We start from the raw sequence: 24,014 nt of genomic DNA on the forward strand, positions 1-24,014 counted from the left end.
ATGTTGGGTCTGCTGATAGGGGTGACGCTGTTATCCGGATGTTCTACCCCTAAAAAAGCGGAGCCTAGTAAATCTGAGCAGGCGAAGGTGGAACCGGCTAAACAGGGACCTGTGCCACTGGTAGACATCCCTCCGCCAGGTTTCTTTGTTCCTACTGGCTTCTTTTTAAAGGCGGCGATTGACCCCAAGCAAGCCTTGAGCACGCCAGCAACGGTTAGCACCGCTCCCAAAATCGCAACTACTTCTAACGTGGCGGTACCCGTATTCAAAGGAAGCTTTACCCAAGTAGTAACGCTGTACGCATCTGCCAGCAACAAGGCATACTTTGCGAAAGCAGGCTTGGATGCCACTACCAATGCGCGCGCATGGGAAGTACTTTTGCGAAAGTACAAAATTCCGTATAAGCAGCTGACCACTATAGAACAACTTGAAAAGGCACCCCTAGGCGTCCTCTTGCTGCCAAGTGCGGCGGCGTTGTCAGAGGCCGAGCGAAAAGCCATTGCTGCCTACAGAGAGCAGGGCGGGAGTGTGCTCAGCACCTGGCTAACAGGTGTGCGTAGTGATCAAGGTACTTGGCTAGGTTTTGAGTTCATGGAGTCCACGTTGGGTGTCAAAGTAGTGGGCACCACAGAACCGGCTGCTGATGATGGGTTCATGATCATGCATGGCAGTACCCCGGTGAGTCACACCCTGCCAGCTGGTTTAAGGGTATGGCTGGAGAGGGTAAAGGGTTGGTATCCCTTGTCCCTAGTGGGAAAAAATGCAGCCGCCAACATGATGCCTTGGTCGCGTACGTTTGTCCCAGATAAACCAAGTTCTGTGATTACTTATGACGAACGTGCGCAAGCCAGTGGCGCGCGTTCTCGCTCTGTCGTTCTAGGGTACCCAGAGCGTCTTTGGCAGACAGCTGACCCTAAAGTGCTCGAGGCCATAGCGCATAACGCGTTGATGTGGCTACTTCGCCAGCCCGATGCGTACTTGTCCCCTTGGCCGGCCCCCTACACCAGTGCTTTCGTAACGGGGGTTGATTCTGCTGATGTCTTGGTTAGTGGAGATGTGGCTTTTGCCAAGCGGTTAGAGGATGTAGGCGGTCGTGCGAGCTATTACTTGTTGACAGATCCAGTCGCCAAATCGGTTGAAACCGCCAAGAAACTGCAGTCCAAGGGGCATGAGCTAGCCTATCTCGCCGATAAATTTGAGGGATTCCAAGGCCAGACCGCTGCCGTTCAGATGCGGCGTCTAGAGGCTATGCAGAAGAAGCTGGGCGATGTAGGTCTGGACACTGGGGTGGCTCCGGGCTTTCGTCCTCCTATGGGTTCGGCGGATGCAACCACTCAAAAAGTCGCAGCCGATAAAGGCTTTGGTCATTACATTGGCAATTCAGCGGATACAGAGACACGACTGCCCTTTGTCATTGGCTCTGCGGAAGGATCTTCAAAATCCTTGGTGGGCATACCGAATACACAGACCGGTCCTGAAGAATGGTTAGATGATCCAGATGCGGAAGACGGACTCCAAGCGTTTTTGGATGAGCTGGCTCTTTCGCTTCAAATGGGGGGAGTTTCATTTGTCAGATTCTCAAATCAAACTCTGCTGGCACCAGATCAACTGGACGCAATTTTTGACTACCTGAAAGAGCAGAAGACGCGTACTTGGATGGCTAGTGGCGGTCAAGTGGCCGATTGGTGGCGAGAGCGCGAACGGCTGAGTGCGCGCTTGAACTCAGGTCCCGTGGCTCCGATACTTTCAGTTGCAGTAAGCGCTGGATTGCCCCTCAAAAATCCTGTATCGATACTTGTCAATGCCCCCGACACTAGTAGTTCGCTGCGATTAGTTTCTGTGGGCTCCAACGTTCCGGTACCAAGGCTGTTGAAGTTGGACAGTTGGCGCTCAGCAGTGATAATCGACGGCTTAGCGCCCGGGATGTATCAGTGGTATGTCTACTTTGATAAGGCGACCGGCAGTACCGCCAAATGATTTTTTTCCACCTGTACCCCCTATGAAAAACCTCCATACTGTCAGTTTGATTCTGCGTACCGCCTTGGTTTCCTTCGTTTCTGTGGGGGCACTGCTTGCGTTTGCGCAACCCGCAGGAACGCTCTACGACCCTGAGCCACCCGCCGATTCCGCCTACGTCAGGGTGCTGCACAGTGTCAAGGGCGCTGCCGCTATTGATGTTGTCGTCGATGGAAAAGCCCGCGCAACCAAGTTGAACTTTGGCCAAGTCGGTGACTACATGGTGCTCAGTGCTGGCAAGCACACTATTGCTTTGCATCCAGCATCTAAAGACTCCGCGTTGGTAACTTTTGGGTTAGACGTAGTGCGTGGCAAATCGTTGACGCTGAGCTTTCCTGCACATAAGACTGGCACGGTGCCGATAGTGTTTGAAGATAAATCAAGCACGAACAAGTTGAAGGCCATGCTCACGGTATACCAGTTAGATGCCCAAACACCATCAGTCGATGTGATGACGGCCGATGGCAACACCAAAGTCTTTAGTGCCTTGGGGTACGGAACTTCGATGGCGATACAGGTCAATCCGATCGCGGTTGAACTAGTTGCCGCTAAAGCTGGCGACAAGCAAGCAAAAACCAAGGTTCCCTTAGAGATGGCCCAAGGAGGTGCGTACAGTGTTTTCTTGATGTCCGATGGCGCAGGCAAGATGACGTCTATCCATGTGCAAAACAAGACCGAGGTTTACACCGGTAAGTAGTCCATCACACTAGACCACTAAAATTGATCTAAACCTTCTTTACGCCCTCTCAAGGACACTATGAAAACAAGTCGCTTTAAGCATTTTTTGCGCTCCACGGTGCTCGGTTTCGCCGTTGGAGTGATGTCAGCGCACGCCGCAGACAGCGTGCCCGTTTTGTTTGGCAAGGACGAATGGTTGTTCACTCCCTATGAGTTTGCAACGCCTGCTGATGCCCAAGATACCTCCGCTACGCTTCAGTTGCTGCAAAGTGCCAACAAGCTGTTTGAGCGTAAGGGCGTAGCACTGGCACTGGTCATCGTGCCTTCAAAAATACGCATCCACGCGGATAAGTTGCCTGTAGACAAACCACTTGATGCGTACACCAATGAAAAATATGACAACGCGGTCAAAGCGTTGCGTAGCGGCGGTGTCAACGTGGTGAATTTGAACGAGGCTTTTCTCAAGAGTCCACATCGCACCAGTGATACGCCATTATTTTTGCGCCTGGATACACACTGGTCGCCTTCTGGCGCCATGTTAGCTGCAGAAACGGTTAGATCGTTGATTGACGCCACTCCAGCACTCAAAGCAGCATTAGCTGCTACAAAAGAAGAGCAATATGCTTTGGCGTGGAATGCAAGAAAGATCAATACCCGAGCTCGAGACTTGGTCCGCTATTTGCCAGAAGGTTCTGCGAATTACGCCCCTGAGCAAGTGTTGCCATTCAAGGTTAGCCGTGTCCAAGCGTCACAGGCGGATCTACTAAACGGTGGGGAGAACGTAGGAATTACCGTCATTGGCAGCAGCTACACCAACAAAGCGACGGGTTATCCTGATGGTTTGCGCTTCACGCTCCAAAGAGACTTATTGGACATTTCTTTGCCAGTGGATCAAGGGCCTTGGTTCGGCATGGAGTCATATCTCAAAGATGAGGCGTTTAAGACAAGGCAGCCAAAGCTGATCATTTGGGAAATCCCAGAGCGTGAATTACGCTCCCCTCCAAACAACAAATTCCGTGACCCTCGTTACATCATGGATAACGCTGCATGGTTGCAGAAGATCACTGACTTGCTCAAGTAATTCCGCTGCCCATCGGGTGTTGCTCAGCAAATAACACCCAACTCAAAAGCCAGCGCTGTTTCGCGCTGGCTTTTTCATTTCTGCGTGAGTCCGACGTCTTGCACCCATGTATTTTCTTTTTCAAGTTTGCTGTACAAAAAGCGTTCGGGTACTTCCCACACGATGAGCTTGGGCTTGTTTTGTTTAAAGGAATCATCCCCAAAGTAGGTGGTGGCCGCTTGTAGGAAACCACCACCTTCCTTGGCTGCATTCAAGACTTTAAGAGACAGGGCTTCTTGTAAGTACCCAGCAAAGTTGCCTCGCATCGAATAGGACGTCCCAATGAGCACAATGGGTACGCTGGCCTCACCAAACAAGCCTCCGCTTGCGTCTTTGCTACTTTGTCGGGTTGCGACAGGTACTTCAAAATCTGAGCGTGGCCGCAAGGCTGCAGGAACGGTGTCAAGGCTCATCAGGCGAATAATGTCACCGGGACGCTCCGTGCGGGGACCGGTTTCTAGGGTTTGAAAGGTGGTTATCTCGGCATCAATAGCGAGCTTTTTGACCTCGTTGGCAATGGCCTTGGCGGCAATACTGCCCCCCTCTTGGTTCCAGTGTGTATCCGTGCGGTAATAGACTTCGTTCTGTGCTGCGCCTTGGCTTAAAGCAGTTAGTAGGTCAACGGTAGGCACGCCTTTTTTGCGCAGGAGATCAAGCGATTGGCTATAGCGGCTCGCATTGAAATCTGGATAGGATGCATAGCCTAAATGTTGGGCGTAGATGCGTGCTTTGTCCGGCACCAGCGCGATGACCAGAGGAATTCCTTGGGCCTTGAGCTGTTGAGCTGCTGAGGCAAGCATGTCTACACGTGCATTAAGGTGCGCTTGTGCATCCTTCTCAAACCGAAGTTCCTCGGTTAGGAAAAGCCAATTGTCCTCGCCAATTCTTACTTGGTCACCACCACCACCGGTGATCATGTAGCGACCGGCGTTGGCGTAGGCGATCAAGGTCGGCCTGAGCGGCATCTGGTGGTCGATTTTTTTTTCTAGGGTGCCTGTGAGCCGACCTTCTCGAAAATCAAGCACGGTGTTGGGCAGCTTGTCCCATTCCACCTTGACAACGCTTTGGGCTACTTGCCATGCACCTGCAAGCATGGCAATACTGAAGCAGCCGGCTGCGAAATGGTGGTGTTGGAAGACGAGGCCAGCTTTAGGCAATGCTTCAGTGCTAGGGTTGGACATACGTTAGAACTGGAAGTAAAGAAAGGGAGTGAACGACTGCGAAGACAGCGTGGCAACCGCCCATACAAACAAAGGGACGAGAAGGTAGCGACCGTATGCCCCCTTGTTTTTACGTAGCCATGGCATTGCATAGACTAGTGCAATCCCGACGACCAAGACGCCGACCCTGTCTGCGCTCACCTGCCAACTGACTTCAGGGCTAAAGCCCAAACCATGCATGCCCAACATGCCGGCAAACATGTTTCCAGCGCTTGCGAGGTTTACCGCTCTAAACATCACCCAACCTATCATGACTAACAGCATGGTCTTGATTACGCCAAGCCAGGCAGGCAGTAGTGGCCTTTTAAAGCGCTCTAGCCAATAGCGTTCCAGTGCTAGGATGCCGCCGTGCCATGCCCCCCATAGAACAAAGGTCCAATTAGCACCGTGCCAAAGACCACCTAGCAACATCGTTAGGAACAGGTTGATATACGTACGTACTACGCCTTTCCGATTGCCCCCTAAAGACACATACAGGTACTCCCTGAGCCAGTTGGATAGAGACATGTGCCATCGCTTCCAGAATTCCGTAATGGAGCGAGAGGTATAGGGGTCGTTAAAGTTCTCCGGGAAGACGAAACCAATCATTAGCGCTAAGCCGATGGCCATGTCGGTGTAGCCACTAAAGTCAAAAAAGAGCTGGATGGTGTACGCCACAGCTCCCAGCCAAGCATCGGCCATGGTGGGAATAGGGGCCGCGAAGGCCGCATCTGCAAGAGGTGCCACCGTGTCTGCGATCAATACTTTTTTGCAGAAGCCGACCATGAAAATGACACAGCCCTGGGAAAATTTTTCCAAAGTGTGGGTTCGGCTGCGGAACTGTTCTGCAAGCAAGTGGTATCGCAATACAGGACCTGCCACCAAGTGCGGGAAAAGTGCAATAAAAGCTGCAAAGTCGACCAGATTACGGGCGGGGGGCGCCTCTCTTCGATAGATGTCGACCAAGTAACTGATGGCGTGAAAAATGTAAAAAGAAAGCCCGATGGGCAAGAGCACATGGGTGAACTCAATGCGCGTGAACCCCAGCGCAAGAAGTGCGGTATTGAGGCTGTCGATGCCAAAATTAGCGTACTTGAAGTACGCCAAAGCACAAAGGTTAAGCGCAACGCCAGCGAAAAGTACCCGATACCGTTTCGCCGCGTCTTGTGTGTAGTCCATCACCAAGGCAATGGCATACGTCAGCACCGTTACTCCCACCAAGAGGCTTAAGAAGTCGGGGCGCCACCACGCATAGAAAACGTAACTGAATAGAAGAATAAGCGCCGATCGTCCCCGCATTGGCATGCAGTAATAGGTTGCCAAAAACAGCGGAAGAAACGCAAATAGGAAAATGTTAGAGCTAAAAACCATTGTCTTGCCTCACTCTGTGAGAAGTTGGTGCGTACGTCTTTAAACTCAAATCAAGTTTGAAGCACTAAGGGGTCATGCTCGCCAAAAGCCAATCTGCAACACTCTGAATGTCTAGGCTCGCCTTACAGTGTGGCTCGAACTGAAGGACAGGACGCTCGAATGCCAAGGCCTGGGATACACGCGGATCCTTATGCACTGCCACTGGCACGATGAGGCTTCCGTATTCGGTGTACAGCGCATTGCGCACTTGGTGTCCGAGTTGGCTTTGGCCGGGCATTTGATTGATGAGCAAATGCATGCCGCAAAAATCTTCACGGCCCTGGGTAAATTCTTCGACCAAAGTGATGATCTTAGGGATCGTCACATAAGAGGCGGCGTCAGCCAAGATGACCACCAGTGCGCGCTGCGCGGCTGTGAGTGCTTGCTTGAGAAAAACACTAGGACCAGGTGGTGTGTCCAAAATGACATAGTCGAAGACGTCTTCGCCGATAGATTGGATGCCATTCGCGATCCAATCGGGGTCCAATTTGATCGCGCTTTCAAATTCGGCGAGTTCAGTTTCAGTGACTCGGCCAAACGGAATAAAACGGACACCAAACGGGCTGTCAAAAATGGAATCTGGCCCTACGCCCTCGCGCACCAAGCCCGCTATTTCATCCGGGTCCATACCTAGATGCAAACGTTGGGCGTTCTGGGGATCTAGGTCAATGAGCAATACCCGCTTCTTCCGCTCAACCAAGGCAACAGCGAGATTGGCCGCTAGAGTGGTCTTGCCGACGCCACCCTTTCCAGAAATTAAGGCGATAACTTGCATAGAGAGTTGTTGAGTGCTTGGGAACCGTGGGAGATGCTGTATTGACAAAAAAGTGGACGTTCTCTGCGCTACCGCTTCTGGGTAGGGGTGACTGCACTTGCCGGTTGGGACAGCATCGCGGGATTGACAGGCGCAGGGATGGGGGCTGTGTTAGGGCTTAAGGGTGACAGTACTGGCCCAATGCCGAGTGACGGGGGTTGCGGTTCAGAAATACTTCTACTGATTGGCAAGGAAACCGAGCGAGCATCCAGCGTGGTGCGCCCTCGGACGATTTCACGTTTCATCACTTTTTCTTTCGCCACTTCGACTGACACGGTTGGGGGCGGACTTGGCAGCTTAGCCACTTTGACTGGCGCAGAGGGCGATTTCGGCGGCGGTGCAGCCCGGGGTGATTCTTCCTGCTTCTTGACAATCAGATCCGGCGTAGGTTTTTCTTTTGGTCTCAGCGACTTGGGCTTGGGCGTCTCTGGTGGCTTTTTCGTTTCGGTGACAGGCGGACGTTGCATAGGAATAGCCACAGCCGTTGGCGCAGGCATTGGATTGTCGATCTCGGCTAGTCTGGCTTTGGCCTCTGCATGCTTGGGGTCAGCGCGTAGTATCTTTCTCCACAAGTCTGCGGCAAGGTCATCACGGCCTTTTTCATGCCATTGGCGTGCTTGGTCGGCCAACTGGCTGGACATTAAGTCCTCCGCGTGCAAACTTGTCAGAAAGAAGGCGAGGATGGAGAGAACGAAAAAACGCATGGACAAAAGGCTGCAGAGTTAGCTTAATTTACGCTGGCGTTTGCCGCGCACCCTGCGGACCATACGGTAGACCAGAGTAGCCAGCAGCACTGCAACAAAGAGCGCCAAAAGCCCCATCAGAATAGGTTGGTCCGCAAAGAACCACCGGATCTTGCTAGTCACGGCAAGAGACCCTAGGTAGTAGGTTTCACTCACGCGTGCGTGGTTAACAGATTTGTCATCGACTACGACAAAGTCTCCTTGAACCATTGGAATGCGTTCTGGGTCCACCAATGCTTCTGAGACCTTACGCAAATCCCCGGCCTTGTCAGCATACAGAAACACGGCACTTCGCGTTGCTTGGAGGGGGGATTGAAAGCCCATCATGGCCGCTAGGCTGCCAGCGATCGAAAAGTTTACGCTGCCGGGTGGCACGGGGAGCGCATTGACGTCTTCTTGCTCCCATCGATAACTAGGCCACCAAGATTCCTGTCGTTCTCGGACACGGCGTTCCCCATCTTGTTGGACCATAGGCAAATGATCCGCCCACTTGCTCATCAGGGTTTGACTGCGTCCAGAACCGATGATGATCAGGTCTTTGGACGCAACTCTGTCTACCTCTGCCGCAGAAATCACCGAGTGGCGTAGCACGGGATAAGCTGTTGATTCGCCCATGCGCCCCATCACTGCGAGGTAGACACCCATTTCATCCGCATTAGGGTTGTCAGGGAGGACGACCGCGGTCTCTGAGAGGTCGGCAAACCGCGTGAATGGGAACCCAAGACTTGCAAAGTAAGCCAAGTTGGGCAAAGCAACATAGTGTGGATACCCGCTGAAATCTAATGTGGACTCTGCGTCGATGGAGGCTTGCAGGTTGTCGGGCGGCAAGCTCATGCATTCGCCTTCTTTGATCACGTCAAAGAAGTAGCCCAGTTGCAATTGGTTGCGACCACCTACGGCGTAGGGTGGCAGCGCCAGTCGTTCCTCGCGTAGAGCCGTGGCACCATTGCTTACCTGAGTGGGGCGCTGCGTCAACTCTGTTTTGGTATCCAATGGGTAGTTGGCGTTCAGCGCGATCGTTTCAATAAAGTTGGCGTTCAGGCTGACGTTGAGGCTGGAGTTTTTGTGAAACGGAAGCCGGGTTGCGCGGTACTTCAGTTTCATGGGCGCGCCAGGACTGCGCCAGGTGAACAGGTCGGGTGTGACACGGTAGTTGATTCGCACCACAGAGGGGAAATATCCTTGCACGTGCAATTCATCTGGGCGCACCAGTTCGCCAAACTTGACTGGGCGGTCTGTCGGGAGCCACGCCGGTGCATCGTAGGGTTTGCGGGGTGCGGGCTCTACCTCTTTGGTCACGGTGACCGATTGGCCCGTGAGGGTCGGCGCGTACAAGGCTAGCGTGTTGGCTGCGCGCAGCAAGTCTTGCTCAGTTGCGCCTGAAATCACCAAAAGTTTGGCGTGGACATTGGTGGGATGCGGCTGAATTGCAATATTGGAAACTCCAGCCCCTTTGATGCCCTCGATGGTGTCAGCACCACGCAGAAAGACCACGGCATTGCCATTAGGCAATGTGTTTAACGTGGTGGGAAATTGCGCGCCTCGCGTTCCAGCTTGCATTCCAAACCAAGACGCCACCACCCCTGCCGCTTTTAAAGTACCAAACGAAGGAGACCCCGAAAACACAAAAGGAAGCTTGAGTGCTGCATTTTCCCGTTTGTCCAAAAATGGCAAAGGTAGGGTTTTGAGGTCGTTAGAAACGGACAACGGAGCCAAGGTCAGTTCCAGGCGCCCTAGGTCACTCAAGGTCAACCAAAGAGAAGAGTGAAACGGGTCTTCGCATTGACGCGTGTAGTGACCAATTAACTTAAAGCCTAGGCTATTGAGGTCGCCAAAAAGACGCGGATCGAGGTTGATCTCGCGGGAGTTTCCCACTCCCTTGTCCTTCGGCAAGCCTTCTACCGCTACAACGCGCTCATTCAATGAAATCTGCAAATGGCTCAGTTCGGGGATCAAGGCAGGCGAATAATCGTAGGCCATCCGCAGCTTCGCACTGACCACCACTTCATCAGCACGCACAGGAAATTGCAGAGACTGGTATCCATCTACCCCACGCAACTTTATGGAAGACCAAGCGCCCATTTGCTTGAAAGTGAGCGAGACCACGCGTTGCTTAGGGCCAGACTTCGCACTGTCGATGACTTCTTCAATGGGTTCCGCCACTTTGGTGGCTTTGCCAGACTTGCTCTTTTTCTCATTTTTGGGCGTAGTCTTTTCACTGGCCGCGTCAGCTGCTCCCACTTGAGTGTCTGGCTTGTCGCCCGGGGACTTGGATGCCGCAGGCAACGCAAAAACGAGAGTGGCAATGCTGAAAAGCACGGCCCCTAGTCCCGCGGCGATCTTGTACTTAGGAATAGACCCCGGATAGCTGAACAGTTTGGATGTCATATGGAAGCTTATTTGCCTTTGCGCAAATTTGTAAAAAAATTTCCAATTCGGCTGCCGGTGTGCCAAATCAGGTTTGTGAATCTTGAGCGGAGTTTGGACAGCCAGGCTGGTAGCAGTTGGTCTGCATTGCGCCCTGGGAGCCAGCGTGTCCAGTTCGGGCCACGCGCCCGCAATGCTTGGGCAAACTCCAAGTAGTCTGGTAGCGCGTGCGGCTCAATTTCCAGAGTGAGCACACAAGAGTCAGACTCCAAAACATGTGCCGGGAACGAAACCTCGTCATACCCTTTGAACACGGAAATTGAAACGGCGGTCGCGTTTTCTAGCCTGTTTTCAGACGCGAGCCTCAAGCGGAGTTGAGTGCTCGGAAAATTCTCAGTGGTGCAGATGACACTGCGACCATTTGGCAATCGGAGCATGCCGTCTTGGTGCACCAACCCGCGCGCATGGCGCTGGATCTGCTCGGCTTCGTTTTCGACGGCAATGGCACCAATGCAAAGCAAAAAACGGTACGAGGTCCAGGCGAGAAAGATGGGGACTGCCGACTGAATGCTCAAGCCCGCGAAGCTGGGTTCTTTGAGCATGAAAAAGAGCGCGCCACCGTAGATCCCTAAAAGCAGCCATTGCTTAGTAAGCTGCATTGGGTACGCTTTAGAGAAGTGCTCAGTGGGGGCGTAATGGGCAAACAAGCGTTGGAATAGTCTGCGCAATGCTGTGTAACAGGTCAGAACAACGGTCCGTATCAAAATGGAGGCGGACAGTCCCACTTCACGCACTTCCAACATCAACGGCAATCGTTTGTGCGAGGTTTGCCGTGTGTGAACGGCATAGCTGAGTAGCCAATGGGGAATCAAAAAGGCAGCGAATAACTCAGCGCTTGCCTGCACACTTTGAATGCCGAGATACGCGTAAGCCAAAGGCAGCAGAAAAAAAATCAACTTTGTAAGTGGCTTATAAAAGCTCAGCATTTCGAGTAGGCCGTCCACGAAAGCATGCACTTTGTATTTAAAGGTACTGCTCGTGTGCCTCACGTAAAAATCGTGTGCAGTTTGGTCTGCGGTGTTGCTGTCACCCATTGAGCCATGCGCCTGAGCCACCTCAGGCGTGGCAACATGGGCGCTTGTATATCCATGTGCAACCAATTGTTGCCACCAAGGTCTTCTTGTGTCAGATTGGCCCGCGCGAGGCGCGTTACAGGCGGCCCACGTCTCGCGTCTAATCATGACGAAATTAGTGGCCGCAGCGCCATTGAGCTGCTCACTGGCTTGTTGAGAAGGTGCAATTCCCAAAAAATTCTTGGGACTCATGAGCAAACCTAGACTGCCATGGCTGGCAAACCACGCCACAGCGTTGTTCCACTGCGTAGGTGCAGGGCAATGGCGCGCTTCAAACACTGCAATCAGCGAACCAGCATTTTCTCCGCTTGGGTTGGCGCTGATCGCTATGTTGATTTGCTCATGGGCTGTGGTTGGGCCATCTGGAAGCACTAGGTAGTGGCCTTTCTCGGCTTGCGCAATCGCCTGTACTTCATCGCGGTGCGCCGTGTCCACAAACTGCAAAGTAGCGCGAGGCCAGTTCAATTGCTTTACTTGCGCAGCGCAATGTGCGATGTCAGCGAGTGAGTCTTGCCCTAACAAAATGAATATGTCTACAGTGGGCCAATCGGCAGTCTTCGTGGGCAGACTGGCAGATGCAATCCGAATGGGAGTGGCCGCTTTTGTGGCTCGTAACGCTATCGGCATCCAAACTAAGAACTCTGCAAGGCAGAGCAAAAGCCCTGCTACAAAGTGCGCATTGAAGTCTGGAGCCAGGGTGGACCCAACTCTCCAGCCAAAGTATCGCAAGGACATGGCCACGGAGAGGAACAAGAGCGCATTGCTCACCAACTCTCCATCAAAGCGTCGCACATAGAACGCGCCAGCGAGCACCACACTGGCGAACACAAGCTGGCTGTTCAGGGAAAGATCGGCAGAAACAAGCAAAGCAAAAGAGAGGCTGCACCCGAGCCAAATACAGAAGGGTGCAGCAGGAAGATCCCAAATTGCAGCCTCACCGATGCGTTGGCCCCATCGCGTTACCTTGCCTTGTGCATACGGTAAAGCAAACTGCTCGCTCTGCGGTTTGTCCCAGCGTTCACGCCACAAAAACAGCAACAGCTGCGGAGTCATCTATTGATCGCGTCTATGAGCCATTTCGCTAGGCGGGCAATATCGTGGCTAGCTTGGCCGTGTGGGTCATAGATCAGCACCGGTTGCTGAAATGCCAACGCCTCCTTCACAGCTTCATCCGCATGTATCCCGATCGGAGCCAGCTTGTCCTGGAGTTGCTGGCGCAGCATGTCGGCAACATCCCGGTTCAAGGGCTCGCTGCGGTCCACTTGGTTGAGTAGGTAGACACTGTCGACCTGCGGAAAACTGTGGGACATCTCGACCAGCCACGATTCCATAGCGGGGATCGAAGCATAGGATGCAGCATCCGCCAATAAGACAATCAACACGATGTCAGCGCAAGCAAACACCTGCCTCAGGTATACAGAAGGACCAGGTGGTGAATCAATGAGCACCACCGCGTCTTCGTCTAAACCCGCGCGTTGAATTTGTTTGCCAACCCAATGCGGATCGCGTTCCAATAGTGCCTCAAAGTCTTCTCGCTCGACTTCTGAGACCGCACCGTAGGGCAGACAGGCAACCCCATAGGCACTGTCTTCGGTAATAGCCCGCCAGCTGCCACCCCGTAACGACTGCGCGCAGACACCCTCGTTGTGCGCGTTACTCAGGCCAAAGTGGTATTGCAATGCGCTTTGTGGGTCTAAGTCGACGGCGGAGACCCGACCAGCACCGAGCAAAGAAGCAAATGCCGCAGCCAAGTTGGCAGTGGCTGACGTCTTCCCAACGCCGCCCTTCATGGAAACTACACCAATAACGCTCATCTTTGCCCCAAACGCCTTAAAAAGGAGGGTTTCGCCTTAGTGAGTGGTTGAGCCGCTGGCTGGGTGGTCGCTTCAAGGCGATTGAACACGGCACTCAAGTTGTCTGGGGCCGCGCTAGCCGCAGGTGCCGCGAACTTGGGCATGAAGGTCTCTGTCTTTGCAGGGAGTTTTGCGGTGGGCTTCGCAGCAGCAGGCGCCTCACTGATGGCACCCGGAAAACTGCCAGTGTTGGCGCGCTTCGCTACAGCGCGAACTGCAGTGGGTGCTTGTGGTTCTGGCGGGGTAAGCGATGCTCCAAGGGACCCAGACGGAGCCGCTGATGTGGCCTTCACACGCGATTTGGGAACGTGTGAGGGTTCCGGTTTTGACTCCAGCACGCCCAAAAAGTGGGTCTCTACAGTGGGAGGGGGCTGCACCACTGTGTTTTCTGCCGCCCTGGCACTTGACACCTTGAGCCGCGGCGCAGCTTCCGCAGGGGCTTCCCTCGTGTTGCTTTTTGCAGCAAGTTTTGCCTGTTGTGGGGTCGCGCGCACCGCATGCGATGAACTCTGCTCGGAGATTTTGGACAAGCCTTGCGCCAGCTTTCTACTAAAACTAGGCACGCTAATAGGGGCCTTAGTGCTTGCACCCGCTGGGCGCTGTGACTTGTTCCAACGTTGACGATCTTGCTCGGAGAGTGGTGGTGTTTGTGCTGCAGTGCGCGGCGATACGGCTTTGAATAGAGGCCAACGCTGTTCAACGTCCTGCACCGCTGCATTTTTGGGTGTTTTGGAAGGGGCCTGATCAGGTCCCAACGAACGAAACAAGCTAGAAAATTTATCCCCGGGGGTCTGCATGCATGCGCTCCTGGTGAAGTAACTGAGTTAGCGTCCGAAGCGCAAGTGAACGGCCATACCTTCCGGCGCACTGGCCTCTCGCACTCGCATGGTGTCGCTGGCACCTAGAACACTAAAGACACTTTGGTAGAAGCCCTCGAGCAAACCTGTGCTCCACTCTAAGCACTCTTCGCCAAAGGCCTCAGCCAAGGGAGCGGCTTCATGGTCTATGCTGATGCCCCCACCCGCTTCTGAAAGCGTCACCCACCCCCAGTTGGTTTGGGCCCACAGGCCGTTGAGGGCTTCTTCCAGCTGGGAGAGTGTTTGGATTTCTTGGAAATGGTCTTCCACGTCCGATGCAAACTGCGATCCAACTTTGACAAACAAAGCGCGCAAATCTTGGGCGCTGGAGTGTGTCACCAACTGTTGCGCCAGTGCGCGAAGTACTGGCAGCCATTGCATAGACACTTGTTGTGCCCTGAAATAGTCTTCTAAACCTGCTTGCCCCATTGCGATGCCACTCCCTTTAAAAATTTATTGTAACCATATGTTACGTGCGCTGTGCTTGTCAGCACGGGTAATAAGTCGCACAAATTGATTTGCATGGTAACCAAGTCACGTTTTTTCCGCGCTAGCGATTACCCCACCGCCTAAGCATACGTCCCCATCGTAGACCACGGCAGATTGTCCAGGCGTCACCGCCCATTGCGCATCGGAAAACCGCAAACCCATGCTGCCCGCGTGTGTTGCGTCCAAGATACAGTCTGCGTCCGCTTGGCGGTAGCGGGTTTTCGCCCCATAAGCCCCCGCCGCCGGGGCTTGTCCTGTGGTCCAGCTCAAGTCTTGGGCTATCAATTGGGACGATAAGAGCCAGGGATGGTCGTGGCCCTGTACAACCCACAGGGTGTTCTGGGCCATGTCTTTGCGCGCCACAAACCAAGGTGCATGCTCCCCACCGCCTTTTTGTGCTCCTTTGGCCTTTAGGCCGCCAATGCCGAGTCCTTGTCGCTGTCCCAATGTGTAGAACGACAGGCCCACATGTTCCCCAATCGTGCGGCCTTTGGCGTCTTTGATGGGGCCGGGTTCTTTTGAGATGTAACGATTCAAAAAGTCTCGAAAGGGGCGCTCCCCAATGAAGCAAATGCCCGTGGAATCCTTTTTCTTGGCATTGGGCAAGCCTATTTCGTCGGCAATTCGCCTTACCTCGGTCTTTTGCAACTCGCCAACGGGAAACATCGTTTTGCTGAGCTGTGCCTGATTCAATCGGTGCAAGAAATAGCTCTGGTCTTTGCTTGCGTCCAAGCCCTTGAGCAACTCATGGGATCCAGACGCAACGTTGTGCCGCACCCGAGCGTAGTGGCCCGTAGCAATTTTTTCGGCGCCAAGTCGCATTGCATGGTCCAAGAATGACTTGAACTTGATCTCGGCATTGCACAAGATGTCCGGGTTGGGCGTGCGACCGGCCTGGTACTCCCGCAAGAACTCCGCGAACACTCGGTCTTTGTACTCCGCAGCGAAATTGACGTGTTCTATCTCAATGCCTAAAACATCGGCCACGGCTGCCGCATCAATGAAGTCAACGTTGGATGAACAGTACTTGCTGTCTTCTTCGCTGCTGTCGTCGTCTTCCCAGTTTTTCATAAAAATGCCGACGACCTCATGGCCTTGCTTTTTGAGCAAGTAGGCGGTGACAGCCGAGTCAACGCCGCCACTGAGTCCAACAACGATGCGATGCTTATTCATGGCTCGATTTTAGACGGAGCTCTCAAGCCGCAGAACACATCCTCCTTTGGGCGCTGGCGCTCGTTGCTATTGCGTGGTTAGCTATCAAAAAAGGAGTATTCTGGCCCTGCTGGTTGTGCGCTACTCAATAGGCGCCAAGGCCCAGCCTCACCTAAGCTCAGCACTATGGGTCGCATGATGTCGGAAGAAAACCTGCGCGGGGCCGCTAAATGGGGCCCAGTTAATACTATTTGTACCCATTATTTGAACCAACACAGGGGTTTTAGCTACTAAAAACCCACCCAATCTCATGTAAGCTAGCTGACAGCATTTTTTCAAACCCTTACAGGAGCGCCCCATGCAAATTGGCGTACCCACCGAAACATTGGTGGGCGAAACACGTGTTGCCCTTACCCCTGAAACTGCGAAAAAACTCAAGTCACAGGGCCATACCGTGCGGGTTCAGGCTGGCGCTGGTTTGGCTGCCAGTGTGACGGACGAGGCTTATGTAGCAGCAGGGGCAGAGATTACCGATGCCGCTGGCGCTTTGGGAAGCGACTTGGTGCTCAAAGTTCGCAGCCCCAGTGCCTCAGAACTTCCTAGTCTGAAGCCCGGAGCTACGGTGGTGGGCATGCTCAATCCGTTTGATGCAGAAGGCTTACAGCAGCTGGCCGCAGCCCAACTTACTTCATTTGCTTTAGAGGCGGCTCCCCGCACAACCCGTGCGCAAAGCATGGACGTGCTGTCCAGCCAGGCCAATATTGCGGGTTACAAAGCCGTGATGATGGCGGCCGACAAATACCAACGCTTTTTCCCGATGCTGATGACGGCTGCTGGCACCGTGAAGGCCGCGCGGGTGGTGATCTTGGGCGTGGGGGTTGCCGGTCTGCAGGCCATTGCCACGGCCAAACGCTTGGGAGCTGTCATTGAAGCCTCCGATGTGCGCCCTAGTGTCAAAGAGCAAGTGGAGTCACTCGGCGCCAAGTTTATTGACGTGCCCTATGAGACCGACGAAGAAAAAGAAGCGGCCGTTGGCGTGGGTGGCTATGCCAAGCCCATGCCACAAAGCTGGCTGGACCGCCAAAAGGCAGAAGTCGCCAAGCGCGTAGCGCAGGCTGACGTGATCATCAGCACCGCGCTGATCCCCGGGCGCGCAGCCCCCACGCTGATCACGGCTGAAATGGTGCAGTCCATGAAGCCTGGTTCTGTGATTGTGGACATCGCCGCCGGCAAAGGCCCCAATGGCGGGGGCAACTGCCCACTGTCAGAGGCGGACAAGATCGTGGTCAAACATGGTGTGACCATCATCGGTGAGACCAATTTGCCCGCTTTGGTAGCTGCGGACGCCTCCAGCTTGTATGCCCGCAACGTCCTGGACTTTTTGAAGCTGGTCCTCAACAAAGAGGGCGCCTTGCACGTGGACTTGGAAGACGACATCGTGGCGGCGTGCTTGATGACCCAAGGCGGCGCAGTGCGTCGCAAGTAACTCTTTTTAACTTGATAAGGAGCGACACCATGGAAATGGTTTCCCCCACGGTACTTAACTTGATCATCTTTGTGCTGGCCATCTACGTGGGTTACCACGTGGTGTGGACAGTGACGCCTGCTTTGCACACGCCCTTGATGGCGGTAACCAATGCGGTGTCCGCCATCGTGATAGTTGGCGCGATGTTGGCCGCAGCGCTGACCGAAACCCCGCTTGGTAAATCCATGGGCGTATTGGCGGTGGCATTAGCCGCCGTCAATGTGTTTGGCGGATTCATGGTGACTCGCCGCATGTTGGAAATGTTCAAAAAGAAAGACAAGAAGCCCGCAGCCAAGGAGTCCGCGAAATGAGCTTGAATCTCGTCACTCTCCTTTATTTGTTTGCCAGCGTGTGCTTTATCCAAGCCCTGAAGGGCTTGTCGCACCCCACCACCTCCATTCGCGGCAATGTATTTGGCATGGTCGGTATGGCCGTGGCTGTGCTAACCACAGCCGCGCTGATTCTGAAACTGGCGGGCCAAATGGGGCAAGACGGCATGTCTGGCTTGGCTTGGGTCTTGGGTGCGCTGCTGGTCGGTGGCACTGCGGGTACCTTGATGGCCAAACGCGTAGAAATGACCAAAATGCCCGAGTTGGTCGCATTCATGCACAGCATGATCGGCTTGGCTGCGGTGTTCATTGCCGTGGCCGCAGTGGCCGAGCCGTGGGCCTTCAGCATTGTGGAAAAGGGTGGCGCTATTCCAGGCGGCAACCGGATCGAGTTGGGGCTGGGGGCTTTCATTGGTGCCATCACGTTCTCGGGCTCAGTCATTGCGTTTGGCAAGCTGTCTGGTAAATACAAGTTTCGCCTGTTCCAAGGTGCGCCCGTCACCTTCCCGGGGCAGCACAAGCTGAACCTGGTGTTGGGGCTGGCGTCCTTGTTCTTTTTATTTGGCTTTTGGCACTCCCAAAGTAGCTTGGACTTTGGCCTGCTGCTGGCGCTGGGCTTTGTGATGGGCGTGCTCATCATCATCCCCATTGGCGGCGCGGACATGCCTGTGGTGGTGTCCATGCTCAACAGCTATTCAGGTTGGGCCGCGGCCGGTATTGGCTTTAGTTTGAACAACAGCATGCTGATCATTGCGGGCTCGCTGGTGGGCTCAAGCGGCGCCATTCTGAGCTACATCATGTGCAAGGCCATGAACCGCTCCTTCTTCAACGTGATCTTGGGCGGGTTTGGCGGCGATGCGACAGCGGCTGCGACCGGCGGAGCAGTGCAGCGCGCTGTCAAAAGCGGTAGCGCGGACGATGCGGCCTACATGCTGAGCAACGCAGAGACCGTGATCATTGTTCCCGGCTACGGCTTGGCCGTGGCACGTGCCCAGCACGCGGTGAATGAGCTGGCAGAAAAACTGGTGCACCGTGGCGTGAAGGTCAAATACGCCATTCACCCTGTGGCGGGGCGCATGCCGGGCCACATGAACGTCTTGCTGGCGGAGGCGGAAGTGCCCTACGACCAGGTGTTTGAGATGGAAGACATCAATGGCGAGTTTGCCCAAGCTGACGTGGCCATCATCTTGGGTGCCAACGACGTGGTGAACCCTGCGGCTTTGCAAAAAGGCAGCTCCATCTATGGCATGCCTATTCTGGAGGCCTACAAGGCAAAAACCGTTATTGTTAACAAACGCTCTATGGCTGCGGGCTACGCGGGCTTGGACAATGAACTCTTCTACATGGACAAAACCATGATGGTGTTTGGTGACGCCAAAAAGGTCGTGGAAGACATGGGCAAAGCCATCGAGTAAACCAATCTGACCTAGGGAAAACATAAACCAAAGCTAGGTCAGGCCTTGGGACAATACCAGCGCGCAATTTAAATTATGGAGATGAAGACATGACAGACCGCGTTTGGCTTAAGAGCTACCCCAAGGGGGTGCCAGCCGATATTGATGCCACCCAGTACAGCTCACTGGTGGCATTGATGGAAGAGAGCTTCCAGAAGTACAGCAAGCGCGTCGCATACAACTTCATGGGCAAAGACATCACCTATGCCCAAACGGATGCATTGAGCCAAACCTTCGCGGCCTATTTGCAAAGCCTGGGCTTGGCCAAAGGCGACCGCGTCGCCATCATGATGCCCAACGTGCCCCAGTACCCCGTGGCGGTCGCTGCCATTTTGCGAGCAGGTTTGGTGGTGGTGAATGTCAATCCGCTGTACACGCCGCGTGAGTTGGAACATCAGCTCAAAGATGCTGGCGCCAAGGCGATTGTCATTATTGAGAACTTTGCCAGCACGCTGGAGAAATGCATAGCCAGCACACCGGTGAAGCATATTGTTTTGTGCTCTATGGGCGACCAACTGGGTTTGCTCAAAGGTAGTTTGGTGAACTACGTCGTGCGCAACGTGAAGAAGATGGTGCCAGCCTTCAACCTGCCCACGGCCGTTCGCTTCAACGACGCCTTGGCCATTGGCGCCAAGCGCAGCTTCAAACGTGTTGACCCCAAGGCTGACGAAGTTGCCGTTTTGCAATACACCGGCGGTACCACCGGTGTGTCCAAGGGCGCCGTGCTGTTGCACCGCAATGTGATCGCCAATGCCTTGCAGTCCGAGGCATGGAATGCACCGGTGATGCAAAAGGTGCCGGCCAACGAGCAGCCCACCAGCGTGTGCGCCTTGCCGCTGTACCATATCTTCGCGTTTACCGTGGGCATGATGCTGTCCATGCGCACCGGCGGCAAGCTGATCTTGATCCCCAACCCGCGTGACATTCCGGGCGTGCTTAAAGAACTGTCTAAACACACCATCCACAGCTTCCCGGCCGTGAATACCTTATTCAATGGCTTGGCCAATCACCCAGATTTCAACACGGTGGATTGGAGTCACCTTAAGGTGTCAGTAGGTGGCGGGACCGCCGTGCAAAGCTCTGTGGCTAAGTTGTGGTTTGAGAAGACAGGTTGCCCCATTTGCGAAGGCTATGGTTTGAGTGAAACCTCGCCTTCCGCCTCATGCAACCCTGTGACGTCTACCGAATACACCGGCACCATCGGCGTGCCACTGCCTAGCACCTACCTGAAGTTGCTGGACGATGACGGCAACGAAGTCGCATTAGGTCAGTCCGGCGAAATTGCCATCAAGGGCCCGCAAGTCATGGCCGGCTATTGGCAGCGTCCTGATGAGACAGCCAAAGTGATGACGCCCGATGGCTACTTCAAGTCGGGCGATATTGGTGTAGTGGACGAGCGTGGCTTCTTCAAGATTGTGGACCGCAAAAAGGACATGATTTTGGTGAGTGGCTTCAATGTCTTCCCCACCGAGTTGGAAGACGTGCTCGCCCAAATGCCTGGGGTGATGGAGTGTGCTTGCGTGGGTATGCCAGATGCCAAAACCGGTGAGGCAGTGAAGCTGGTGATCGTCAAGAAAGACCCCAATTTGAGCGAAGCGGATGTACGCGCGTTTTGCAAAGAAAACCTCACTGGCTACAAACAGCCCAAGGTGGTGGAATTCCGCGTCGAATTGCCCAAGACGCCGGTGGGTAAAATTTTGCGTCGCGAACTGCGCGACAAGTAGCCGCAGACTGCTAGCAAAAAACGGCCCGCGTGGCCGTTTTTTTATGCCGCTCGCCCAGCGCTTGCGGTCAACATTCCACGAAATGAAAGACATCGCCACCATGATTGCTGCAAGGACTACCGCCATCTTGAGTGCATTGCCTGAGGAGCAAGCAGGTTTGATTGCCCAACTAGAGCAAGTGGACGTGGTGCAGCGTGCAGGGCGTCAGTTCTGGCGCGGCAGGCTCCAAGGCCACGCCGTCGTGCTGGGCTTGTCTCGCATCGGTAAGGTCGCCGCGGCCACGACGACCACCGCGTTGATTGAAGGGCTAGGTGCGACGCAGCTGCTCTTTACAGGCGTGGCCGGTGGGGTAGGGCCGGGCGTTCGCGTGGGTGATGTGGTGGTCGGCAGCGGGTATGTGCAGCATGACATGGACGCATCCCCTCTGTTTCCACGCTACGAGATTCCGCTGTATGGACGCACCGTGTTCCCTGGAGATGAGGCACTCACAGCGCATTTGCTGCAAGCCGCCACAGCGGTGGCAGCACACCCCGTGGCAGGTTGGTCGCCCGCCGTGCACCATGGCCTGATTGCCAGTGGAGACCAGTTTGTCAATGGCCTTGTGCACTCAGAAAACATCGTCGCAGGTCTGCAAGCGCTGGGTCACATGCCTTTGGCGGTCGAGATGGAGGGCGCGGCAGTTGCTCAGGTCTGCGCAGACTACGGTATTCCCTTTGCGGCTGTGCGCACCATCTCGGACCGGGCTGACGCCACTGCGCACGTGGACTTTACCCAGTTCGTCACCGAGGTGGCCAGCGTTTACGCCCAACGAATTGTGGCGCAGTTTTTCAAAACGCTATAAATAATATAGCTGCTTGCGCAATATCTATGGGCGCAAAGGCCATTTTTACTTCAACCAGCCACGTTTCCTGAAATACATCATAGGCACCACGGCACTTGCCACCATCAGCCCCAGTGCGTAGGGGTAGCCTAGAGACCACTCCAACTCAGGCATGAACTTGAAGTTCATGCCATACAGGCTCGCGATCAAGGTGGGCGGCAACAGCGCCACACTGGCCACAGAGAAGATCTTGATGATCTTGTTCTGGTTGATGTTGATAAAGCCGACCGTGGCGTCCATCAAGAAGTTGATCTTGTCGAAGAGAAACGCAGTGTGCGCATCCAGTGAGTCAATGTCGCGCAAAATTTGCCGGGCTTCGTCGAACTGCTCGCTGCTCAGAATTTTGCTACGCATCATGAAGCTGACCGCACGGCGGGTGTCCATTACGTTGCGGCGGATGCGCCCACTCAAGTCTTCGTGTCGCGCAATGGCCCCCAAAGCTTCGCCTGCAATCGCGTCCGTTACGTTGCCAGACAGGACTTTTTTGCTGACTTTGTCTAGCTCGTCGTAAATGCCTTCCAGTGTATCGGCGGAGTATTCGGCATCCGCATCAAAAAGTTTGAGCAGCACCTGTTTGGCATCGTCAATCAAGCCGGGCGCTCGACGCGCGCGCATGCGAAGTAAGCGAAAAACAGGGACGTCTTCGTCATGGATTGAGAAGAGGACACCCTTGCTTCTCAGGTCGTTGTTGACCAAGTTCAGAATAAACGCGACCCGCACGGTGTGGGGTTCGTCGTCATCGGGGACCAAAAAGTCACTGCGAATGTGCAGGTCGCCATTGTCTTCTTCGTAGAAGCGAGCGGACTCTTCGATGTCTTCGTCCATCGCATCTTCTGGAATCGACAGCCCGTAGTACTGCTTTATCCAGCGCTTCTCTTCGACGGTGGGCGACTCCAAGTCCACCCAGATGGGCTGGAACTTGGCCAGTTCTTCCAAGGACTCGATTTCTTCTTGAAACAGACGTCCATTCGCAAGCGTGAAAATATTCAGCATGTCGCGCTCCCTGTAATGGTTGCATGGGGGGTGGGTTGATGGTTGCGGCTTTCAACCCCAATGCAGCAAAGGGCGTTGAAAGCTACCGACTAGGGTAGTTTTCCAAGGATGTCTCTCCGAAGTAATGACCCACAAATTATCGCACTGCAGCAAGCCTGTTAGAGTGGCCGCTCGCCATTTTGTGCGCACCTATTGACCGTTTCCTAACTCATGAACAACGTACTTTCCCCCAAACGGGAGCTTTGGCTGCTGATCACCTTGGCAGGTATTCAGTTCACGAACATCCTAGACTTCATGATCATGATGCCCTTGGGGCCTCAGTTCACGCAGCTGTTTTCTATTACGGACGCCCAGTTTGGGCTGTTGGTGTCGGCCTACACCATAGCCGCGGGCTTGTCCGGTCTTTTGGCATCCACCTATATTGATCGCTTCGACCGCAAACGGCTGATGCTAGTTCTGTATACCCTGTTCACGGTCGCCACCCTAGCGTGTGGGTTGGCGTCCACCTACGGCACTTTGATGGTGGCGCGGATTGCTGCCGGAGTCTTTGGAGGGGTGCTGTCGGCTTTGTCACAAACGATTGTGGGGGACATCATCCCTTTTGAGCGCAGAGGTCGAGCCATGGGTATCGTGATGACCTCGTTCTCGGTGGCCACTGTGGCGGGTGTGCCCTTGGGCTTGTTTTTGGCTGCACATTTGGGTTGGAATGCCCCGTTTATCGGAATCGCCACGATGTGCGGCTTGCTGACGTGTTTCGCCGCCATTTCGCTGCCAGCCATGAACGCCCATTTGGCGCAACAACAAGGTGCAACCGCGTACAGCCGCATCATTGAAACCCTAGCCGACGCGAATCATCAGCGCGCATTCATCTTCTCTGGCTTGCTGATGTTTGCAGGTTTTACCGTCATTCCGTACATCACCATTTACATGCAAACCAATGTAGGGATCAAGGCGGAGCAAGTGCCCTACATCTATTTGTGCGGTGGTATTACGACGCTGTTGACGGCCCGACTTTTTGGCCGACTCACCGACAGCTTTGGTAAGTTTGAAACCTTCAGGGTATTGGCTATAGCGGTCATTGTTCCCATGATGCTCACCACGCTCATGCCTCCAAGGGGGGAGATGTTTGAATTGATCCACACATAAACGGTCGAGAAGATCAAAAAAAGGCCGGTAGATCAATGAGTTAGCGCTTTTTCGTGGTTTTGGCAGGAAACGTTTATTTTGATCCAGTAGCTGCCCATAAATCGGGGGGCATTTGCCAATTAAATGCCAGTA

The 24,014-nt window shown here is 54.2% G+C and carries 18 protein-coding genes and 1 pseudogene; 9 read left to right on the plus strand and 10 right to left on the minus strand.

The features are described 5' to 3' along the window. Window positions 1-111: 111 nt before the first annotated feature. The 3 genes from EXZ61_RS02285 to EXZ61_RS02295 all read left to right on the plus strand — a co-directional run bounded on the left by EXZ61_RS02285 (window position 112) and on the right by EXZ61_RS02295 (window position 3,775). On the plus strand, window positions 112-1,977 hold the full coding sequence (locus EXZ61_RS02285) for a polysaccharide deacetylase family protein (protein ID WP_142808624.1): 1,866 nt from the start codon (window positions 112-114) through the stop codon (window positions 1,975-1,977). A gap of 22 nt (window positions 1,978-1,999) precedes the next feature. Continuing rightward, window positions 2,000-2,713, plus strand: a complete 714-nt coding sequence (locus tag EXZ61_RS02290) for a DUF4397 domain-containing protein (RefSeq protein WP_168224673.1) — start codon at window positions 2,000-2,002, stop codon at window positions 2,711-2,713. Window positions 2,714-2,860: 147 nt separating this feature from the next. Further along, window positions 2,861-3,775: an alginate O-acetyltransferase AlgX-related protein gene (locus EXZ61_RS02295; RefSeq protein ID WP_168224674.1), complete on the plus strand. Its 915-nt coding sequence runs from the start codon at window positions 2,861-2,863 to the stop codon at window positions 3,773-3,775. A 74-nt stretch (window positions 3,776-3,849) separates the two neighbouring features. Here EXZ61_RS02295 and EXZ61_RS02300 read toward each other — a convergent pair whose 3' ends face one another. From EXZ61_RS02300 to mnmA, 9 genes are all read right to left on the minus strand, one after another. Further along, the gene (locus tag EXZ61_RS02300; RefSeq protein WP_142808630.1) at window positions 3,850-4,995 is read right to left on the minus strand and encodes an alginate O-acetyltransferase AlgX-related protein; all 1,146 of its coding nucleotides are present in this window, start codon (window positions 4,993-4,995) and stop codon (window positions 3,850-3,852) included. A gap of 3 nt (window positions 4,996-4,998) precedes the next feature. Next, window positions 4,999-6,384 carry an MBOAT family O-acyltransferase gene (locus EXZ61_RS02305; protein ID WP_142808632.1) on the minus strand — a complete coding sequence of 462 codons (1,386 nt, stop codon included), beginning with the start codon at window positions 6,382-6,384 and terminating at the stop codon, window positions 4,999-5,001. A 64-nt stretch (window positions 6,385-6,448) separates the two neighbouring features. After that, the gene (gene bcsQ, locus EXZ61_RS02310; protein ID WP_142808634.1) at window positions 6,449-7,198 is read right to left on the minus strand and encodes a cellulose biosynthesis protein BcsQ; all 750 of its coding nucleotides are present in this window, start codon (window positions 7,196-7,198) and stop codon (window positions 6,449-6,451) included. A 68-nt stretch (window positions 7,199-7,266) separates the two neighbouring features. Then, complete coding sequence (locus tag EXZ61_RS02315; protein ID WP_142808636.1) at window positions 7,267-7,941, minus strand: hypothetical protein; 675 nt, start codon at window positions 7,939-7,941, stop codon at window positions 7,267-7,269. Between the two features lie 18 nt (window positions 7,942-7,959). Next, window positions 7,960-10,368 carry a cellulose biosynthesis cyclic di-GMP-binding regulatory protein BcsB gene (bcsB, locus tag EXZ61_RS02320; RefSeq protein WP_142808638.1) on the minus strand — a complete coding sequence of 803 codons (2,409 nt, stop codon included), beginning with the start codon at window positions 10,366-10,368 and terminating at the stop codon, window positions 7,960-7,962. An 8-nt stretch (window positions 10,369-10,376) separates the two neighbouring features. Then, a complete protein-coding gene (locus tag EXZ61_RS02325) occupies window positions 10,377-12,533 on the minus strand; it encodes a glycosyltransferase family protein (protein WP_142808640.1) in 2,157 nt (718 codons plus the stop codon). Next, window positions 12,530-13,294: a cellulose biosynthesis protein BcsQ gene (gene bcsQ, locus EXZ61_RS02330; protein ID WP_142808642.1), complete on the minus strand. Its 765-nt coding sequence runs from the start codon at window positions 13,292-13,294 to the stop codon at window positions 12,530-12,532. Before bcsQ (EXZ61_RS02330) ends, EXZ61_RS02325 begins: the two co-directional genes overlap by 4 nt. A gap of 863 nt (window positions 13,295-14,157) precedes the next feature. Then, window positions 14,158-14,571, minus strand: a complete 414-nt coding sequence (gene bcsD, locus EXZ61_RS02335; protein WP_168224675.1) for a cellulose biosynthesis protein BcsD — start codon at window positions 14,569-14,571, stop codon at window positions 14,158-14,160. Between the two features lie 153 nt (window positions 14,572-14,724). Next, a complete protein-coding gene (gene mnmA, locus EXZ61_RS02340) occupies window positions 14,725-15,852 on the minus strand; it encodes a tRNA 2-thiouridine(34) synthase MnmA (RefSeq protein ID WP_142808646.1) in 1,128 nt (375 codons plus the stop codon). A 337-nt stretch (window positions 15,853-16,189) separates the two neighbouring features. On the opposite strand from mnmA, the gene EXZ61_RS02345 reads away from it, so the two are divergent. From EXZ61_RS02345 to EXZ61_RS02365, 5 genes are all read left to right on the plus strand, one after another. Further along, on the plus strand, window positions 16,190-17,317 hold the full coding sequence (locus EXZ61_RS02345) for a Re/Si-specific NAD(P)(+) transhydrogenase subunit alpha (protein WP_142808648.1): 1,128 nt from the start codon (window positions 16,190-16,192) through the stop codon (window positions 17,315-17,317). 29 nt (window positions 17,318-17,346) lie between these two features. Then, window positions 17,347-17,667 carry an NAD(P) transhydrogenase subunit alpha part 2 gene (locus EXZ61_RS02350; protein WP_142808651.1) on the plus strand — a complete coding sequence of 107 codons (321 nt, stop codon included), beginning with the start codon at window positions 17,347-17,349 and terminating at the stop codon, window positions 17,665-17,667. Further along, complete coding sequence (locus EXZ61_RS02355; protein ID WP_142808653.1) at window positions 17,664-19,100, plus strand: NAD(P)(+) transhydrogenase (Re/Si-specific) subunit beta; 1,437 nt, start codon at window positions 17,664-17,666, stop codon at window positions 19,098-19,100. Before EXZ61_RS02350 ends, EXZ61_RS02355 begins: the two co-directional genes overlap by 4 nt. Before the next feature lie 89 nt (window positions 19,101-19,189). Continuing rightward, entirely contained in the window at window positions 19,190-20,863 is a 1,674-nt protein-coding gene (locus tag EXZ61_RS02360) for a long-chain-fatty-acid--CoA ligase (protein WP_142808655.1), read from the plus strand. Window positions 20,864-20,945: 82 nt separating this feature from the next. Further along, a complete protein-coding gene (locus tag EXZ61_RS02365; protein WP_237219064.1) occupies window positions 20,946-21,704 on the plus strand; it encodes a 5'-methylthioadenosine/adenosylhomocysteine nucleosidase in 759 nt (252 codons plus the stop codon). A gap of 45 nt (window positions 21,705-21,749) precedes the next feature. On the opposite strand, the gene corA is transcribed toward EXZ61_RS02365, so the two are convergent. Beyond that, window positions 21,750-22,736, minus strand: coding sequence for a magnesium/cobalt transporter CorA (gene corA / locus EXZ61_RS02370; RefSeq protein WP_142808657.1), 987 nt, complete (start codon window positions 22,734-22,736; stop codon window positions 21,750-21,752). A 210-nt stretch (window positions 22,737-22,946) separates the two neighbouring features. Between corA and EXZ61_RS02375 the strand changes: the two are divergent. Then, window positions 22,947-23,843 (plus strand): annotated as a pseudogene (locus EXZ61_RS02375) (MFS transporter); the annotation flags it as partial. Window positions 23,844-24,014 lie beyond the last annotated feature (171 nt).

This window comes from Rhodoferax aquaticus (assembly GCF_006974105.1).
Lineage (GTDB): Bacteria > Pseudomonadota > Gammaproteobacteria > Burkholderiales > Burkholderiaceae_C > Allorhodoferax > Allorhodoferax aquaticus_A.

Bases quoted from the DNA above. Each gene is read 5' to 3' on its own strand.
- bcsQ (WP_142808634.1), bottom strand. From the start codon at position 7,198: ATGCAAGTTATCGCCTTAATTTCTGGAAAGGGTGGCGTCGGCAAGACC.
- EXZ61_RS02350 (WP_142808651.1), top strand. From the start codon at position 17,347: ATGGAAATGGTTTCCCCCACGGTACTTAACTTGATCATCTTTGTGCTG.
- EXZ61_RS02290 (WP_168224673.1), top strand. From the start codon at position 2,000: ATGAAAAACCTCCATACTGTCAGTTTGATTCTGCGTACCGCCTTGGTT.
- bcsB (WP_142808638.1), bottom strand. From the start codon at position 10,368: ATGACATCCAAACTGTTCAGCTATCCGGGGTCTATTCCTAAGTACAAG.
- EXZ61_RS02360 (WP_142808655.1), top strand. From the start codon at position 19,190: ATGACAGACCGCGTTTGGCTTAAGAGCTACCCCAAGGGGGTGCCAGCC.
- mnmA (WP_142808646.1), bottom strand. From the start codon at position 15,852: ATGAATAAGCATCGCATCGTTGTTGGACTCAGTGGCGGCGTTGACTCG.
- EXZ61_RS02355 (WP_142808653.1), top strand. From the start codon at position 17,664: ATGAGCTTGAATCTCGTCACTCTCCTTTATTTGTTTGCCAGCGTGTGC.
- EXZ61_RS02365 (WP_237219064.1), top strand. From the start codon at position 20,946: ATGAAAGACATCGCCACCATGATTGCTGCAAGGACTACCGCCATCTTG.
- EXZ61_RS02305 (WP_142808632.1), bottom strand. From the start codon at position 6,384: ATGGTTTTTAGCTCTAACATTTTCCTATTTGCGTTTCTTCCGCTGTTT.
- EXZ61_RS02345 (WP_142808648.1), top strand. From the start codon at position 16,190: ATGCAAATTGGCGTACCCACCGAAACATTGGTGGGCGAAACACGTGTT.
- EXZ61_RS02300 (WP_142808630.1), bottom strand. From the start codon at position 4,995: ATGTCCAACCCTAGCACTGAAGCATTGCCTAAAGCTGGCCTCGTCTTC.
- EXZ61_RS02325 (WP_142808640.1), bottom strand. From the start codon at position 12,533: ATGACTCCGCAGCTGTTGCTGTTTTTGTGGCGTGAACGCTGGGACAAA.
- bcsD (WP_168224675.1), bottom strand. From the start codon at position 14,571: ATGCAATGGCTGCCAGTACTTCGCGCACTGGCGCAACAGTTGGTGACA.
- corA (WP_142808657.1), bottom strand. From the start codon at position 22,736: ATGCTGAATATTTTCACGCTTGCGAATGGACGTCTGTTTCAAGAAGAA.
- bcsQ (WP_142808642.1), bottom strand. From the start codon at position 13,294: ATGAGCGTTATTGGTGTAGTTTCCATGAAGGGCGGCGTTGGGAAGACG.
- EXZ61_RS02315 (WP_142808636.1), bottom strand. From the start codon at position 7,941: ATGCGTTTTTTCGTTCTCTCCATCCTCGCCTTCTTTCTGACAAGTTTG.